The organism is Microbacterium sp. 71-36, assembly GCF_001898305.1.
In the GTDB taxonomy this organism is placed as follows: Bacteria; Actinomycetota; Actinomycetes; order Actinomycetales; family Microbacteriaceae; genus Microbacterium.
This window is the reverse complement of sequence record NZ_MKTP01000004.1, coordinates 416,433-430,982: the sequence shown is the minus strand read 5'-3', so window position 1 is coordinate 430,982 and position 14,550 is coordinate 416,433. Positions and strand designations below refer to the sequence as shown.

Here is a 14,550-nt window from a genome sequence, read left to right as displayed (position 1 = left end):
ATGCCGCGCGGCCCGGCCCTCGCGCGGGGTCAGGGCCGCGCGAGCTCCTCGAACTCACCCTCGGGAAGCGCCACCCAGCCCTCGCGGCGTGCGATCTCGAGATCCTCCGCCGCCGGCCGGGAAACGCGACCGAGGGCCGCCGCCCGGGTCGCCAGTGCGGCGATCATCGCGTCGAACGCATCGGCGGATGCCACGGCGACCGCCGCGAACGCACCGACGTCGAACCACGGCGCGCGCCGCTGGAGCGCGGCGAGCAGAACCGCCCGGCGGGTGGCATCCACCCGATACTTCGCCGTGTCGAAACCCCAGATCCGGAGCGCGCCGCCGGGGTACACCTCGAACAGGCGCCCCTCCCCCGCACGGTCGACGGGGAAGCCGCCGACCGCGAGTCGGCGCAGCAGTCCCGCGCCGCGCAGCGCCGTCACGCCGAGGCGGTCGGTCGAGACGCTCAGCGGCCAGCGTCCGATCCGTTCGCGCACCACGACGTCGGTGCGCCGGTAGACCAGGCCGCGGCGCCAGTCGGCGCCCCCGTCGACGGGACCGAGCTCGGGCTCGGCGGCGGCGTGGTGCGCGCGCACGAAGTCGACGAACGCGTCGGGCCAGCCGAGCGGACAGTCCAGCCCCAGCCAGCCGTCGTCGCCGAGGGATGCCACGATCGTGGCGTCGTCGACGCCCACCTCGAGCCGCGCGAGGCGCGCGCCGCCGCCCGACCAGACGATCTCGGCGAGGGCGGTGCCGGGCACCCCGGCGGCCAGGTCGACGCCGATCGTTCTCATCCCCGCAGGCTACGCGGGGCGCCCGACATCGTGGCCCCTGCCCCGCGAACCTGCGAGGATCGACCCATGCCGGCCGACGACGAACTCCCCGACTCCCTCGAGCCGGGGGTGCACGTGCCGCCGCGCGAACAGCCTCCCGCCCCTCCCACACCCCGCGGCGACCTGCGCGCCGTGTCGATCATCGCGATCGTCACGGGCGTGATCGTGGTCGGCTGGCACATCTTCCTGGTGTCGGTCAGCGCCGTGGCCGAACTCGACCAGTTCCTCTGGATCCAGCTGGGCATCTGGGTCCTGGCGCTGGTGTCGTTCGTGCTCGGCATCCTGAGTCTGAACGCGCGCATGGCGCGTGAACTGGCCGCCGCCGGCTTCATCTCGGGCGTCGCGGCGTTCCTGCTGTCGATCTCGATCGGTCTGCTCGGCGGAGCGCTCTTCCTGAACTGACGTCGCGGCCGGCCGCGCCCGCGCCTCCCGCCTCGCGCCTCGCCGATCGAGTGTCCAAGACACGCCGTATCGCGCCTCGTCAATGCGGCGTGTCTTGGACACTCGGGCTCCGCGCGGCGCTCGGCAGGGGCGTGGGGGTGTCACGCGAGCCGGCGCCCGACGTACCGCGCGGACGGCCGGATGATCTTGGGGTCGCGGGCCTGCTCGAGCACGTGCGCGGTCCAGCCCACGGTGCGGGCCAGGGCGAAGGTGGGCGTGAACATCTCGGGCGGGATGCCGCACTCCTCCATCACGACGGCGGCGTAGAACTCCACGTTGGCGTGCAGCGGCCGGTCCGGCTTGTGCTGGGCGAGGAGCCGTTCGGCCATGCCCTGGAACGCCAGTGCTTGCGCGACCCGCGCGCCGCCGAAGCCCTCCGCGACCTCACGCAGCAGCGCGGACCGCGGGTCGGTCGTGCGGTACACCGCGTGACCGAAACCCATCAGCCGACGGCCGGCGGCGAGCTCCCCGCGGATCCACGCCTCGGGATCGTCGCCCGCGCGATCGAGGCTCTCCAGCGCCCGCGCGGGCGCTCCGCCGTGCAGCGGTCCGGACAGGGCGCCGAGCGCGCCGGTGAGGCACGCGGCCATGTCGGCACCGGTCGAGGCGATGACCCGCGCGGTGAACGTCGAGGCGTTGAAGCCGTGGTCCATCGCGGCGACGAGGTACGCCGTGAGCGCCCGTTCGTGCGCGGGATCGGGACGGATGCCGGTGAGCGCGGCGAGGTAGCCGGACACGACCGGCCCCGTCGGCCCGGGATCCTCGCCGCGGGCGACGGCGGCGATCACGCGCGGTGCGGCCGCCGCGAAGGCGATCGCGTCGTCGAGGCGCGCGTCCTCGTCGAGGTCGTACAGCGGACGGGTGCCCCGAGCGGATGCCAGCAGCGGCCACGCCGCGCGCAGCGCGGTGAGCGGATCGTCGGTGCGGGCCACGACGGCCTCGACGACCCCGTCGACCGCGGGGTGCGCGGTGGCCGCCGCGACGCGGTCGAGGAAGGAGGCCGGGGTGGTGGCATCCGGAAGCTCCCCGACGACCAGCAGCTGCCAGACGTCTTCGAACGTGCGGTCGCGCGCGAGGTCGACCGCGGGGATTCCGCGGTAGTGGTACATCCCGGCCTCGCCGTCGACGTCGCCGATGGCGGTTTCGGCCGCGACGACCCCGGTCAGGCCACGGGGGACATCGATCAGCTCGCTCATGGGCTCAGTGTGCGAACATGACGATCACACCGTCAACGTTGATCGGATCAATGTGCCTGCCTCCCTCCCCCGCCTCACCGCCGTCCAAGCCGCCGCGCGCCTCGGCGTGAAGCCCGCGACCCTGTACGCCTACGTCTCGCGGGGACTGCTCGCGCGCACCCGCGACGCGAGCGGGTCGACGTTCGACGCGCTCGAGGTCGAGGCGTTCGCCGCCGCGCGTCGCCGCACGGCCGCCCCGCCGGCACATCCGACGACCGGGATGCCGCTGGGCGTCATCCGCACCGACATCGCCGACATCGAGGACGACGAGCTGCTCTACCGGGGGCGGCGTGCGCGCGACCTGATCGACCGGCCGTTCGCCGAGGTCGTCGCGTGGCTGTGGGACGACGCGCGCGTCGACGCCCCCGACACCGCGATCGGCAGCGCCCGGGCGATGGTGCAGGCGCTCCCGCTCCACGCCGGGGCGATGGACCGTCTGCGCGCGGCGCTGACGGGGTTCGCCGCCGACGATCCGCTCCGCCGAGATGCGACCGCGGAGACCGCCCACCGCATCGGCTGGACGCTGCTCACCGGACTCCCCGTCGCCCTGGGCGGCCACCCCCGCACCGATCTCGCCCGCGCGCTCGTCGGCGCCTGGACACCCGCTCCGACGGACGCCGTGGTCACGGCCGTCAACGCCGCGCTCGTGCTGCTCATCGACCACGATCTGGCGGTGTCGACGTTCGCGGCCCGAGCCGCGGCATCCGCCCGCGCCGACGCGTACGCCGCCGTCAGCGCCGCGCTCGGGGCGGCCGACTCCCCGCTGCACATCTCCGCGGCCACCCGCACGGCGCGCCTGCTCACCCGGGTGCGCCGGGGCATGGAACCCGAGCGGGCACTGGCCGAGGCGCTGCAGGACGGCAGCGGCATTCCGGGCTTCGGTCACCCGCTCTACCGTGGCGTCGACGATCGCGCGGACGCCCTGTTCCCACTCCTCACCGACCTGCCGGACGGGGAGGGGACCATGGATGCCGTGCGCCGACTCCGCACGGCCGTCGCTGACCGCGCACGCCTCGCGCCGAACGTCGACCTCGCGCTGGCCGCCCTCGCCTCGGCGGCGCGGCTGCCCGAGGACGCCCCCGCCACCGTGTTCGTCGTGGGCCGGACGGCCGGGTGGATCGCGCACATCGCCGCCGAGTACGCCGAGCCCGCGATGCGATTGCGCCCCCGCGGCGAGTACGTCGGGCCGTGAAGTTCCGGCGGGTGCGGGTGAAAGCATCCACCTGAACCTCCGTCCTAGCCAGGAATCTGGCTAGGTTGCCCGCATGATGTACAACGTCCTGGAGGCACGAAACCGCCTCTCACAGCTCATCGCCGATGCCGAGTCCGGGATCGAAGTCACGATCGCGCGGCGCGGAACCCCCGTCGCCCGGATCGTGCGCATCGACGACGCGCCTTCGCGGGCGACGAACGCGTTCGCGCGGTGGCTGGAGGAGAACCCGCTGACACCCCAGCGAGCGCGGCCGGTCGACGAGATCGAGGCGCTCATCGCCGAGAACAGGGCGTGATCTACGTCGACAGCTGTCTCGTGATCTACGCCGTCGAACGCGACGACAGCGTCGGCAACCGTGCCCGCGACGCCCTCGCGGGCACGGACCAGCCGCTCGCGACGAGTCCGCTGGTGATGCTCGAGGCCCTCGTCGGCCCGATGCGAGAGAGGGATGCGCTGTCGCAGTCGGACATGTGGAGCGCCCTCGATCGCTTCGAGCTCCTCCGCATCCACGATGACGACTATCTCGACGCCGCGAGGCTCCGGGCGCGGCACCGCGGGCTGCGGACGGCGGACGCGCTGCACCTCGCCGTCGCCCGGCGCGCAGGATGCACGGCGTTCTGGACGAACGATGCGCGCCTGACGGCTGCTTCGGGCGGAATGGCGGTCGACGTGATCGGCGCCGGATGACAGCGCCGGACGTTCAGCCCGCGTTCCACCCCTTCGCGAGCTCCACGACCGCGGCGACCGCGGCCTCGGTGTCGGCGGGCGTCCCTCCGGCACGCCCCGCGACGAGCCCGGCGACGAAGGCGCTGAGCGGAGCGGCGGGCCGGGCCACACCGTTCGCGACGTCGCGCGCGAGGTCCAGGATGAGCGCGATGGGCACATCGCCCTCGGCGAGGCCGAACCGTTCGGCCAGCGCCGCACTCCACGCGTTCAACGCTTCGGGCGGCAGGGTGCGGGTCTCGGTCACGGCTCCTCCTCGGGGCTGCTCGCGGCCGAGCCTCCGGCCGCCGTCAGATCGTCCCACGTGTCGATGTCACGCGACAGTGCCGCGGGCGCGTCGACGAACGCGACCCTCAAGGCCCCGAGCAGCGTCCGCATCGCGGCATCCCGCCCTCCGTCCGGAATCGTGGATGCCACCTCCCGCAGCGCCGCAGTCCGGTAGCGGCCGGTGAGCCACTGGGGCCGGCCGCTTTCGGCGAGGCACACCCCGTCTGCGTCGGCGGGGATCGGCGGCAGCGCGTCGACGGCGGCCGCCGGGTCGACGAGATCGCACGCGAGAAGCAGCACCTCGTCGGCGTCGACCGCGGCGAGCGCGGCGACGGTCGCGGCGACGGGTCCGCCGAACGGCGGCTCCTCGCGCACCCAGGTCACGTCGAGCCCGGGGTCGAGGATCGGGGCGGCCACGACGATCCGCGCCACCCCCGCGCCGCGCGCGGCCTCGAACGCACGCCCGAGGAGCGTCTCCCCGGCGAGGCGGAACAGCGGCTTGGACGCCCCGCCGACGCGGGCGGCGCGGCCTCCCGCGAGCAGGATCGCGTCGAGACTCACGCGAGCCTCACCTCGACGAGGTCGCCGGGGTCGAGGTCGCGCTCGCCCGGCGGGATCACGGCGTAGCCGTCCGCGTCGCCGAGGCCGCGGGTGGAGCCGCGGGTTCCGGGCGCGGGCGGGACGGCGCGCCAGGCGGCGGGATCCGTCCGGTCGAGCCGCACGGGGACGTACTGCAGGCGGTCGGCTCGCACGCGCCATCCCTCGGCCAGCGGCACGCGGACGACCGTGCGATCGTCATCCGGGGCGCCCTCCAGCGCCCGCAGCGCCGGGCGCACGAACACCTCGAACGAGACCGCCGCGCTGACCGGATTACCGGGCAGGCCGAACACCAGCGTGCCGGAGGGCGTACGCCCGAAGCCCTGTGGCCGGGCGGGCTGCATCGCCACCTGCACGAACGACAGCAGGTCGCCGAGGCTGTTCTTCACGACCTCGTACGCGCCCGCGCTCACACCGCCGGAGAAGACGACGACGTCGGCACCGAGCCGCTCCGCCTCGGCGATCGACGCGCGCGGCCCGTCGCCTTCGTCGCCGACGCTCGCGCGGAGCACGACCTCGGCGCCCGCCTCCTCGGCGAGCCCGGCGAGCAGGAAGCTGTTCGACTCGGGGATCTGCCCGTGCCGCAGCGGCACCCCGGGCGCGACGAGTTCGGACCCCGTCGAGATCACCGCCACCTTCGGCGCCCGGGCGACCACGACGGAGGCGACCCCGGATGCCGCGATCGCGGCGATGCGCGCCGCGCTCAGCCGCACTCCGGCGGGGACGACGAGCTCACCCGCCGGCGTGTCCGACCCCCGGCGGCGGATGTGCGCCCCGGGCCCGCGGGGGACGACGACCACGTCGGTCCCGGACAGCGACCCGTCGAGTCCGTCGCGGGTGTCCTCGAACGGAACGACCGCCGTGGCATCCGTGGGGACCGGCGCTCCGGTCATGATCCGGGCGGCCTCCCCGGGCCGCAGCGCGGGATCCCGCGATGTTCCGGCCGGGAGATCGGCGACGACCCGCAGCGTCGCGGGGACGGTCGCGACGTCGTCGACCCGCACGGCGAAGCCGTCCATGGCGGAGTTGTCGAAGCCGGGCACGTCGACCGCGGCGTGCACGGGATGCCGCAACACCCGGCCACGAGCCCGATCGAGCGGACGGACCTCCGGCGCGAAGGGCTCCACGACCGACAGGATCGCGGCCAAGTGCGCGGACACCGCGATCACGGACGGGGGCATCCCCTCAGCGTAGGCGTCGGGTCTCGGCATCCGGTCCGGTCGTGTCGCCGTCGCGAGCGAGGGGTCCGGGACGGGCCAAGGATGCCACGGCGGCGTCGGTCCTCCCCGACCCGACCGCAGCGCGAGTACCGTGTGCGGCATGAGCGACCTGACCTACCCCGAGATCGGGGCGACGGCGGGGCGGCTGCCGCCGGGGTATCACCACGTCCGCGCGGAACGCGTGATCGGGCGCGGGCGGGTCGCGTTCGAGCAGGCCGCCGACGCGCTGCTGTGCGGGAACGTGCAACGGCGGGCGGGCGCGACCGTGCGCCTGTCCGAGACGCCCCTGCGCGTGGGGACCCGCATCGACATGCGGCTCGGGCCGTTCGGCATCCCGTGCCTGGTCGTGTGGGCGGAGCGCGACGAGGAGCACGCCGGATTCGCCTACGGATCGCTGCCCGGGCACCCCGAGAGCGGCGAGGAACGCTTCGAGCTGACGCTGGCGCCCTCGGGCGAGGTGACCTTCAGGATCACGGCGTTCTCGCGCCCGGGCCGTTGGTTCACGCGCCTCGCGTGGCCGGTGAACCGCGCGATCCAGCGCCGCATGACCCAGCGCTACCTCTGCACCCTGGATTCGCCGACGCGCTGACCCTCCGCGCCCGGGACGGGCGGAGCCGCGCACAACTCGACACACCGACACCGACCACCCCGCGCCGGAGTCGTGCACACCGGATGCCACGTCCCGACGGAAACGGGGAGGAGCCGCAGCCCCTCCCCGCCCGTGTCACTCGGAGTCCGACTCGCCTTTCCGGCGAGGCCGGACGAGCAGCACCACGACGACGCCCACGACGATGACCGCGACGCCGCCGACCGACAGGCCGATGACCAGGCCCGACGGCGCGGCCGCGGGGGCCGAGGCATCCGGGGCCGCCTCCTCCTGCTGCGACGCCACGTTCGCACAGGGGGACGCGTCGGAGCCGGTGCCGACCGGCTCCCCCGCCGCGGGCGCGTACGAGAACGTGTACGTGCCCGAGACGGGGTGGCCGTCGGACGACACCGCCCGCCACGTCACCTGATACTCGCCGGCACTCCCGAGCTCGACCGGGGTGGTGAGCGTCGGGCCGGCGAGCGCGGTGCAGTCGGTCTCGTAGTGCCGGGCGTCGGGCCCCACCACGATGACCTCGTTCCCGCCGTCGGCGCCGAGGAGGTTGGCGCTGAAGGTGAGCGTGACGTCCGCGGCGGTCGAGACCGTCGTGTCCGCCGCCGGCGTGGTCGAGACGAGGCTGTCGTGCGCCGACGCGGCCGGGGCTGCACCGAACGCGGCGCCCACGGCGGCCGCGGCGACGATGAGGCCGAGGACGCCGGCTCGACGCCGAGGCGCCGTGAGCGCGCGCACGATCAGGCCTTCTTCGAACGACGGGCGAACGCCAGCGCGCCGAGCACCGCGCCACCGACGGCGATCACGAGCGCGGCGATGCTGAGCCCGAGCGCAGCGCCCGCGGAGCCGTCCGTGGACGACGCCGCGGTCATGTCGTGGTCGTCGGCAGCGGGCGCGGCGGTCGCGGTACCGTGGCTCGCCCCGTGACCCGTGGTCGGCGGGGTGTCGTTGATGTAGAGCACCGGAGCGGGCTCGAGCGTGTCGTCGGCGGCGACCTCGTCGGGCGTGGCCGACCAGTTCACGACCTCGCCGTCGGAGTACGTCTGCACGGCGGGCAGGACGACGTGACCAGTGTCGGGCACGGGTCCGAGGACGGCCGAGAACATCTGGAACTGGTCCTGACCGATGCCCACGCCGGGGTCGGCCTGCCACACGATCTTCAGCGGGGCGTCGGTGACGGTGTTGCCGTCGACCTCGACGGGCGCCGGCAGGGCGCCCTTCTCGACGGTCGCGGTCCAGCCGGGAACGGGCTGCACGAGGACCGCCGTGAGCGGTGTGTCGGTCGGCAGGGCGACCTCGACCTTGACGGTCGAGGCCGTCTCCGACTCGGTCGGAACGCGGAAGTTGACCGTGGCGTAGCTGCCCGGCGTGGCGGTGTTCGGGTTGACGGTGACGTGTGCGGATGCCGCGAGGGGCACGCCCAGAGCGAGGGCGAGGCCGGCGGCCGCGCCCACGAGGGCGCGCGAAAGGGAACGGGACATGAAGGCTGCTTTCTGGATGTGCGCAGGCGTGATCGCACGCCGAAGCGCGAAGAGGTGAAGAGGGAGGGGGACTACGCCGCGAGCGGCGGACCCCGGTGCCTCATCACCGACAGCACGGTCATGCGGACCGTGAGCAGCGGCGCCTCCGGACGCATCCGCGGCGCGACGCGGGGGCGCGGCGCCGTGACGGGCGCGAGGGCGCGGAACGTGTCGGACAGAAGTCCGGCGACCGCGCGCAGCGCCCGCTCACCGGAGCCGAGCGCGACCACCGTGACGGCGGCGGCGAGCGCGTGCGCGACCCACATCCACGGCGATTCGGTGCCCGTGAGGCCGTGCGAGTGACCGGATGCCGCCACCTCGGCGAGCGCGGTCGCACCGGTGTGATGCCCGGCCGCGGCAATGCCCCCGCTGAGGTCGAGCGCCAGCAACGAATGGAACAGCAGCTGGCTGGCGGCGATCGCGGCCGTCAGCCGCCACCACGACACGGTGCGTCCGACGAGGGCGATGCACAGGGGCGACGCGAGGCTGAGGGCCAGGACGACGTTCAGGACGGCGGGCAGCTCACCGGCGGCGACGGTGTGCGACAGGGTCGCGACGAAGGTCGCGAGCACGGCGGCGGAGACCCCGCGTGCCGCGCGGCGTGCGCGCCCCGCTCTCGCCGACATGCCGGTCCTCCGTCTCCGTTCCCTGCCATTCCACCACACGGGTCGGACACCGCGGCGCCCGGGGACGCGGCCCCGACGACGCAGCACCCACCCGCCCCGATGTCGCGCCCCGGGCGTACGCTCGACCCATGTCCCCCTCGTTGCACGGCCGGTCCTGAGATGGGACGCCTGACCGCCTCGCGTCGCGTCACCCGCATCACGCTCGACGGCGTGAACAGACAGCGGCCGGATGCCGTGGCCGTCGAGGAGCCGCTCGAGATCCGGGTCGCCGGGTCACCGCTGTCGGTGACGATGCGCACGCCCGGCCACGACGTCGAGCTCGCCGCCGGGTTCCTCGTGTCCGAGGGAGTGATCCACCGCGGAGACCAGTTCGCGCGGGCGATCCACTGCGGAGGACCGGGCACCGGCGGCGCCGACGGCAACACCTACAACGTCCTCGATCTCACGCTCGCTCCCGGCGTGACGCTCCCCTCCGCCGACATCGCCCGCAACTTCTACACCACGAGTTCGTGCGGCGTGTGCGGCACGGCCTCCATAGAGGCCGTCGAGAAGGTGTCGTCCTACGACGTGTCGGGGGATGGCATCCGGGTCGAGGCCGTCGATCTCGCCGGCTTCCCCGACCGGCTGCGCGAGGGGCAGAAGGTGTTCGAGAAGACCGGTGGGCTGCACGCCGCGGCGCTCTTCGACGTCGCGACGGGCGAACTGCTCGTGGTGCGGGAAGACGTCGGGCGGCACAACGCCGTCGACAAGGTGGTCGGCTGGGCGCTGCTCAACGACCGGCTGCCGCTGCGCGGAATCGCGCTGCAGGTCTCGGGCCGGGTGAGCTTCGAGCTCGTGCAGAAGGCCGTGATGGCCGGCATCCCGATCCTGTCCGCCGTCTCCGCACCGTCGTCGCTCGCGATCGAACTGGCCGAGCGGGCGGGACTCACCGTCGCAGGATTCGTCCGCGGCGGCAGCATGAACCTCTACACACGTCCGGATCGCATCCTCGCTCCATCCACAACCCCCGCCATCGCCGAGACCTCCGGCGTACGCTGACCGAAGGCGCGCGGAGGGATGCCACCGTCTCGGCGCCGAAACCATCGGAGGGTGCACATGGGTGACGCGTTCGGGCTGATGAAAGACGCACCGCGTCAAGGCGGGCTCGGACCGGCCGTCACGGGCGACTGGGCGAGTACCGGCGAGTACGAGCACCCCGCCGCCGGATGGGGTGCCGCACTCACGGTCGGCAAGGTGCTGCTCGAGCAGCGCCAGCCGATCGCCGGCACCAAGGCGATGTTCACGATGAACCACCCGAAGAGCGGCTTCGACTGCCCCGGGTGCGCGTGGCCCGATGACAAGGGTGTCGCCCTCGACATCTGCGAGAACGGCATCAAGCACGTCACGTGGGAGATGACCCACAAGCGCGTCGGCAAGGAGTTCTTCGCCGAGCACTCCGTCTCCGAGCTCGCCGAGTGGTCCGATTTCGCCCTCGAGGATGCCGGTCGCCTCGTCGGACCGATGGCGTACGACGCCGCGACCGACCACTACGTCCCCATCTCGTGGAACGATGCGTTCCGGCTGATCGCCGAGCACCTGCACGGGCTCGACAGCCCCGACCAGGCGGCGTTCTACACCTCGGGGCGCCTCAGCAACGAGGCGTCGTTCCTGTACCAGCTGTTCGCGCGCGAACTCGGCACGAACAACCTCCCCGACTGCTCGAACATGTGCCACGAGGGCTCGGGCCGGGGGCTCACGGCATCCCTCGCCACGGGCAAGGGCACCGCCGACCTCGAGGACTGGCAGAACTGCGACGCCCTGTTCGTGCTCGGCGTCAACGCCGCGTCGAACGCCCCGCGCATGCTCACGAGCCTCGCCGAGGCCGTCGAGCGCGGTGCGCAGGTCGTGCACGTGAACCCGCTGCGCGAGGTCGCGGCCACGCGCACGATCGTGCCGCACGAGATCGTCGACATGGCGACGTTCCACGACCACCCGACGAGCACGCTCAACCTGCAGGTGCGCCCGGGCGGCGACCTGGCGCTGATCCGCGGCATGGCGAAGGTCGTGTTCGAGGCCGCCGAGCGCGACCCGTCGGTGCTCGATCAGGCCTTCATCGACGGCTACACCCACGATTACGAGGCGTACCGCGCGCTCGTCGAGGCGACCCCGTGGGACGCCCTCGTCACGCAGGCGGGGCTGACCGAGACCGAGATCCGCGCCGCGGCCGACATCTACCTCGCGTCGGAGCGCACCGTGATCAGCTGGTGCCTCGGCGTCAGCCAGCACGAGCACGGCGTCGACACCGTGCGCGAGATCGTCAACCTGCTGCTCCTGCGCGGCAACGTCGGCCGGCTCGGCACGGGGCCGTCGCCGGTGCGCGGCCACAGCAACGTGCAGGGCAACCGCACGTGCGGCATCAACCACAAGCCGACGGAGGAGTGGCTCGCGAAGCTCGACGAGGTGTGCGGCATCCGCTCGCCCCGCGATCCCGGACTCGACACCGTGCACACGGTCGCCGCACTCCACCGCGGCGACCTCAAGGTCTTCGTCGGGATGGGCGGCAACTTCGTGCGGGCCGCTCCCGACACGAAGCTCACGGCCGAGGGCATGAGCCGCTGCGAACTGACGGTGCACGTGAGCACGAAGCTCAACCGCAGCCACCTCACGCACGGCAAGGCGGCGCTGATCCTCCCGTGCCTCGGTCGCACCGAACGCGACGAGCAGGAATCCGGTCCGCAGTCGATCTCGACCGAGGATGCCATGAGCTCCGTCATGCTCTCGCTCGGGTCGCGCAAGCCCGCGTCGCCGCACCTGCTCAGCGAGCCGGCGATCATCGCCCGCATGGCGCGCGCCGCGATGCCCGAGTCGGCGACGCCATGGGAGTGGTACGTCGGCGACTACGACCGCATCCGCGACACCATGGCGAAGGTGCTGCCCGGGTTCGAGGGCTTCAACGAACTCGTCCGCCAGCACTGGGGCTTCCGCATCCCGCAGCCCGCGCGCGAGCGCGACTTCCGCACGCCCTCGGGCAAGGCGGAGTTCTCCACCGCCGAGCTGCCCGACGTGATCCCCGCCGACTCCGACGTGCTGGTGCTGCAGACCATGCGCTCGCACGACCAGTGGAACACCACGATCTACTCGGCCGACGACCGCTACCGCGGGGTCCGCAACATCCGCGAGCTCATCTTCATGAACCGCAAGGACATGCGCGACCGGGGGATCGCCGAGGGCGACCTCGTCGACATCGTGGCCACCTCGCGCGACGGGTCGGTGCGGAGCATCACGGCGTTCCGCGCGCTCGAGTACGACACCCCGCGCGGGAGCGCCGCCGGGTACTTCCCCGAGATGAACGTGCTGCTCGGCCCCGACGACTACAGCCGTCAGAGCGACCAGCCGCTGATGAAGAGCCTGCGCGTGCGGGTGGCGAAGACCGCCTGACCGGAAGCCGCCGCGCGGCGCGACCGCCGTCGCCGGCTCACGCCGTGGGTTCGGCCCCGAGCACCGCGCGCAGACCGGCGGAGTACTCCTCGAACGTCACTCTCACCCCGAACGCCCGCTGGACGATGTACCCCTGCGCGAGCGCGACCATGTGGAGGCTCAGGTCGGCGGCATCCGTGCCGGGATGCTCGGCCACCCACGGGCCGAGGGCCTCTTCGTAAGCGCGACGGATGCGCCCCACGATGTGGGTGATCAGCTGCTTCATCTCGGGGTCGATCGCGGCTTCCGCCCACATCTGCAGGACGACGGAGGCGGGGGTTCCGTCGTCGTCGAATCCGCGGAGGAAGCCGGCCACGAGGTCCAGCGGCGAGCGCGGCGCCGCATCGGAGGCGGCGATGTTCGCCTCCCGCGCCCCGATCACGGTGTTCGCGGCGTAGAGCGCGATCTGCGCCTTGCTCTCGAAGTGCGAGTAGATCGAGCCCGTCGAGAGCCCGGACTCGGCGGAGATGTCGGCGATCGCCGTGCGCGTGAGTCCCTTGCGCTCCATCACCCGGATCGCGGCGGCGACGATCTCGTCGCGGCGGGCCTGCGAGGACGCTTCCGTGAGTCTCGGCATGCAAACAGAGTACCCGTTCTGTATAGTCACACACAGAACGTTCATTCTTTTTGGAGGTCTTCGTGGCCACGCCCACCGATCCGCCCACCCACTGGGCCCGCTCCCTCGCCATCGCCGTCGGCGCGGCGGTCGCCGTCACGCTGATCGTCCTCGCGTTCCTGTGGCCCGTGGCCACGGCATCCGCGAAGGACATCCCGCTCGCCGTCGTCGGCGATCCGGCCGCGGTCGCACAGGTCGAGGACGGCCTCGCGAAGAACGCCGACGGCGTGTTCGCGCCCACGACCTCCGACAGCCGGGACGCCGCGATCGACGCGATCGAGCGGCGGGAGGTCTACGGCGCCGTCGTCACCGGGCAGCAGCCCGAGGTCCTCCTCGCGACGGCGGCGAGCCCCGCGGTGGCGACCGCGCTCCGCGGGGTGGCACAGGGTCTGCAGGCACAGGTGTCCGCTCAGCTGGCGGCGATGGGACAGAACCCCACCGCCGTCGCCGTCACCGTCACCGACGTCGTGCCCCTCGTCGACGCCGACCCCAACGGCGCGGGCATCGTCGCGATCGGGTTCCCCCTCGTCCTGGGGGGCCTCGCGGGTGGCATCCTGATCTCCCTGCTCGTGACCGGGGTCGCCCGACGGATCACGGCACTCGTCGTCTACGCGGCCGCCGCGGGAACCGCCGTCACCCTCATCGCGCACACGTGGTTCGGCATCCTGCCCGGCGATGCGCTCCCCCTCATCGCGGGCAACGCCCTCGCCATGCTCGGCACCGCGTCGTTCATCGTGGGTCTCAACGCGCTCATCGGCCCTCCCGGCATCGCGGTCGGCGCCGTGACGACGATGCTGATCGGCAACCCGCTGTCGGCGACCAGCATGCCCGTCCAGTTCCTCGCGGCGCCGTGGGGCGGAGTCGGACAGTTCTTCGTCCCGGGGGCCTCCGCGACGCTCATCCGCGACCTCGGCTACTTCCCCGCGGCGGACACGACACAGCCCTGGCTCGTCCTGGCCGCGTGGGCGCTCGTCGGTGTCGTGCTGAGCGTGATCGGCCACTGGCGCAACCGCGAGGTCGTCCACCTCGCGGAGTGAGGGACGGGACACAGCGAGCACTCCGCCCTCCGCGCCGCTAACGTGACCGGGCCGTGCAGCGGAGATCTCGCGAGACACGCCGCCCCCACACCGCCGCACACCGGCGTGTCGTCCACCGACTCCGCACGACGGCACGCCACCCGGCGGTCACTCCGCACGAGAGCGCCCCGCCGCAGCCGGGGCCGC

At 73.2% G+C, this 14,550-nt stretch carries 17 protein-coding genes; 8 read left to right on the top strand and 9 right to left on the bottom strand.

The annotated features are described in order from the left end of the window. Positions 1-29: 29 nt before the first annotated feature. On the bottom strand, positions 30-776 hold the full coding sequence (locus BGO45_RS13525; RefSeq protein ID WP_292695056.1) for a DUF429 domain-containing protein: 747 nt from the start codon (positions 774-776) through the stop codon (positions 30-32). Between the two features lie 66 nt (positions 777-842). On the opposite strand from BGO45_RS13525, the gene BGO45_RS13520 reads away from it, so the two are divergent. After that, a complete protein-coding gene (locus BGO45_RS13520) occupies positions 843-1,217 on the top strand; it encodes a hypothetical protein (protein WP_292695054.1) in 375 nt (124 codons plus the stop codon). Positions 1,218-1,357: 140 nt separating this feature from the next. Here the strand turns inward: BGO45_RS13520 and BGO45_RS13515 are convergent, their stop codons facing one another. Further along, complete coding sequence (locus BGO45_RS13515) at positions 1,358-2,452, bottom strand: citrate synthase (RefSeq protein ID WP_292695053.1); 1,095 nt, start codon at positions 2,450-2,452, stop codon at positions 1,358-1,360. A 52-nt stretch (positions 2,453-2,504) separates the two neighbouring features. Here BGO45_RS13515 and BGO45_RS13510 point away from each other — a divergent pair, with 52 nt between their 5' ends. The 3 genes from BGO45_RS13510 to BGO45_RS13500 all read left to right on the top strand — a co-directional run bounded on the left by BGO45_RS13510 (position 2,505) and on the right by BGO45_RS13500 (position 4,391). Then, positions 2,505-3,683 carry a citrate/2-methylcitrate synthase gene (locus BGO45_RS13510; RefSeq protein WP_292695051.1) on the top strand — a complete coding sequence of 393 codons (1,179 nt, stop codon included), beginning with the start codon at positions 2,505-2,507 and terminating at the stop codon, positions 3,681-3,683. A gap of 73 nt (positions 3,684-3,756) precedes the next feature. After that, on the top strand, positions 3,757-3,999 hold the full coding sequence (locus tag BGO45_RS13505) for a type II toxin-antitoxin system Phd/YefM family antitoxin (RefSeq protein ID WP_076492479.1): 243 nt from the start codon (positions 3,757-3,759) through the stop codon (positions 3,997-3,999). Beyond that, complete coding sequence (locus BGO45_RS13500) at positions 3,996-4,391, top strand: type II toxin-antitoxin system VapC family toxin (RefSeq protein WP_292695049.1); 396 nt, start codon at positions 3,996-3,998, stop codon at positions 4,389-4,391. Before BGO45_RS13505 ends, BGO45_RS13500 begins: the two co-directional genes overlap by 4 nt. 13 nt (positions 4,392-4,404) lie before the next feature. Here BGO45_RS13500 and BGO45_RS13495 read toward each other — a convergent pair whose 3' ends face one another. Genes BGO45_RS13495 through glp form a run of 3 tightly spaced genes read right to left on the bottom strand, consistent with a single transcriptional unit; the run spans position 4,405 to position 6,472 of the window. Beyond that, entirely contained in the window at positions 4,405-4,674 is a 270-nt protein-coding gene (locus BGO45_RS13495; RefSeq protein WP_292695047.1) for a DUF6457 domain-containing protein, read from the bottom strand. After that, positions 4,671-5,255, bottom strand: a complete 585-nt coding sequence (locus tag BGO45_RS13490) for an NTP transferase domain-containing protein (protein WP_292695044.1) — start codon at positions 5,253-5,255, stop codon at positions 4,671-4,673. The genes BGO45_RS13495 and BGO45_RS13490 overlap by 4 nt, the downstream gene beginning before the upstream one ends. Then, positions 5,252-6,472 carry a gephyrin-like molybdotransferase Glp gene (glp, locus tag BGO45_RS13485; RefSeq protein ID WP_292695042.1) on the bottom strand — a complete coding sequence of 407 codons (1,221 nt, stop codon included), beginning with the start codon at positions 6,470-6,472 and terminating at the stop codon, positions 5,252-5,254. The genes BGO45_RS13490 and glp overlap by 4 nt, the downstream gene beginning before the upstream one ends. 139 nt (positions 6,473-6,611) lie before the next feature. On the opposite strand from glp, the gene BGO45_RS13480 reads away from it, so the two are divergent. Further along, positions 6,612-7,100 carry a DUF1990 domain-containing protein gene (locus tag BGO45_RS13480; protein ID WP_076492491.1) on the top strand — a complete coding sequence of 163 codons (489 nt, stop codon included), beginning with the start codon at positions 6,612-6,614 and terminating at the stop codon, positions 7,098-7,100. Between the two features lie 135 nt (positions 7,101-7,235). Here BGO45_RS13480 and BGO45_RS13475 read toward each other — a convergent pair whose 3' ends face one another. From BGO45_RS13475 to BGO45_RS13465, 3 genes are all read right to left on the bottom strand, one after another. Next, a complete protein-coding gene (locus BGO45_RS13475) occupies positions 7,236-7,847 on the bottom strand; it encodes a copper resistance CopC family protein (protein ID WP_292695041.1) in 612 nt (203 codons plus the stop codon). Between the two features lie 2 nt (positions 7,848-7,849). Continuing rightward, positions 7,850-8,590 carry a YcnI family protein gene (locus BGO45_RS13470; RefSeq protein WP_292695039.1) on the bottom strand — a complete coding sequence of 247 codons (741 nt, stop codon included), beginning with the start codon at positions 8,588-8,590 and terminating at the stop codon, positions 7,850-7,852. A gap of 71 nt (positions 8,591-8,661) precedes the next feature. Then, the gene (locus BGO45_RS13465; RefSeq protein ID WP_292695037.1) at positions 8,662-9,255 is read right to left on the bottom strand and encodes a hypothetical protein; all 594 of its coding nucleotides are present in this window, start codon (positions 9,253-9,255) and stop codon (positions 8,662-8,664) included. Between the two features lie 159 nt (positions 9,256-9,414). On the opposite strand from BGO45_RS13465, the gene fdhD reads away from it, so the two are divergent. Both fdhD and BGO45_RS13455 read left to right on the top strand, forming a co-directional pair. Beyond that, a complete protein-coding gene (fdhD, locus tag BGO45_RS13460; protein WP_292695035.1) occupies positions 9,415-10,293 on the top strand; it encodes a formate dehydrogenase accessory sulfurtransferase FdhD in 879 nt (292 codons plus the stop codon). Positions 10,294-10,350: 57 nt separating this feature from the next. Continuing rightward, positions 10,351-12,672 (top strand): FdhF/YdeP family oxidoreductase, encoded by a 2,322-nt coding sequence (locus tag BGO45_RS13455; protein ID WP_292695033.1) that lies wholly within the window; start codon positions 10,351-10,353, stop codon positions 12,670-12,672. A gap of 37 nt (positions 12,673-12,709) precedes the next feature. Here BGO45_RS13455 and BGO45_RS13450 read toward each other — a convergent pair whose 3' ends face one another. Next, positions 12,710-13,288 carry a TetR/AcrR family transcriptional regulator gene (locus BGO45_RS13450; RefSeq protein WP_292695031.1) on the bottom strand — a complete coding sequence of 193 codons (579 nt, stop codon included), beginning with the start codon at positions 13,286-13,288 and terminating at the stop codon, positions 12,710-12,712. 62 nt (positions 13,289-13,350) lie between these two features. Here BGO45_RS13450 and BGO45_RS13445 point away from each other — a divergent pair, with 62 nt between their 5' ends. Further along, positions 13,351-14,364, top strand: a complete 1,014-nt coding sequence (locus BGO45_RS13445; protein ID WP_292695029.1) for a hypothetical protein — start codon at positions 13,351-13,353, stop codon at positions 14,362-14,364. The last annotated feature ends 186 nt before the right edge of the window (positions 14,365-14,550 follow it).

Excerpts from the sequence above, each read along its gene's own strand:
- BGO45_RS13525 (WP_292695056.1), bottom strand. The coding sequence starts at position 776 with ATGAGAACGATCGGCGTCGACCTGGCCGCCGGGGTGCCCGGCACCGCC.
- BGO45_RS13520 (WP_292695054.1), top strand. The coding sequence starts at position 843 with ATGCCGGCCGACGACGAACTCCCCGACTCCCTCGAGCCGGGGGTGCAC.
- BGO45_RS13515 (WP_292695053.1), bottom strand. The coding sequence starts at position 2,452 with ATGAGCGAGCTGATCGATGTCCCCCGTGGCCTGACCGGGGTCGTCGCG.
- BGO45_RS13505 (WP_076492479.1), top strand. The coding sequence starts at position 3,757 with ATGATGTACAACGTCCTGGAGGCACGAAACCGCCTCTCACAGCTCATC.
- glp (WP_292695042.1), bottom strand. The coding sequence starts at position 6,472 with ATGCCCCCGTCCGTGATCGCGGTGTCCGCGCACTTGGCCGCGATCCTG.
- BGO45_RS13480 (WP_076492491.1), top strand. The coding sequence starts at position 6,612 with ATGAGCGACCTGACCTACCCCGAGATCGGGGCGACGGCGGGGCGGCTG.
- BGO45_RS13470 (WP_292695039.1), bottom strand. The coding sequence starts at position 8,590 with ATGTCCCGTTCCCTTTCGCGCGCCCTCGTGGGCGCGGCCGCCGGCCTC.
- BGO45_RS13465 (WP_292695037.1), bottom strand. The coding sequence starts at position 9,255 with ATGTCGGCGAGAGCGGGGCGCGCACGCCGCGCGGCACGCGGGGTCTCC.
- fdhD (WP_292695035.1), top strand. The coding sequence starts at position 9,415 with ATGGGACGCCTGACCGCCTCGCGTCGCGTCACCCGCATCACGCTCGAC.
- BGO45_RS13455 (WP_292695033.1), top strand. The coding sequence starts at position 10,351 with ATGGGTGACGCGTTCGGGCTGATGAAAGACGCACCGCGTCAAGGCGGG.
- BGO45_RS13450 (WP_292695031.1), bottom strand. The coding sequence starts at position 13,288 with ATGCCGAGACTCACGGAAGCGTCCTCGCAGGCCCGCCGCGACGAGATC.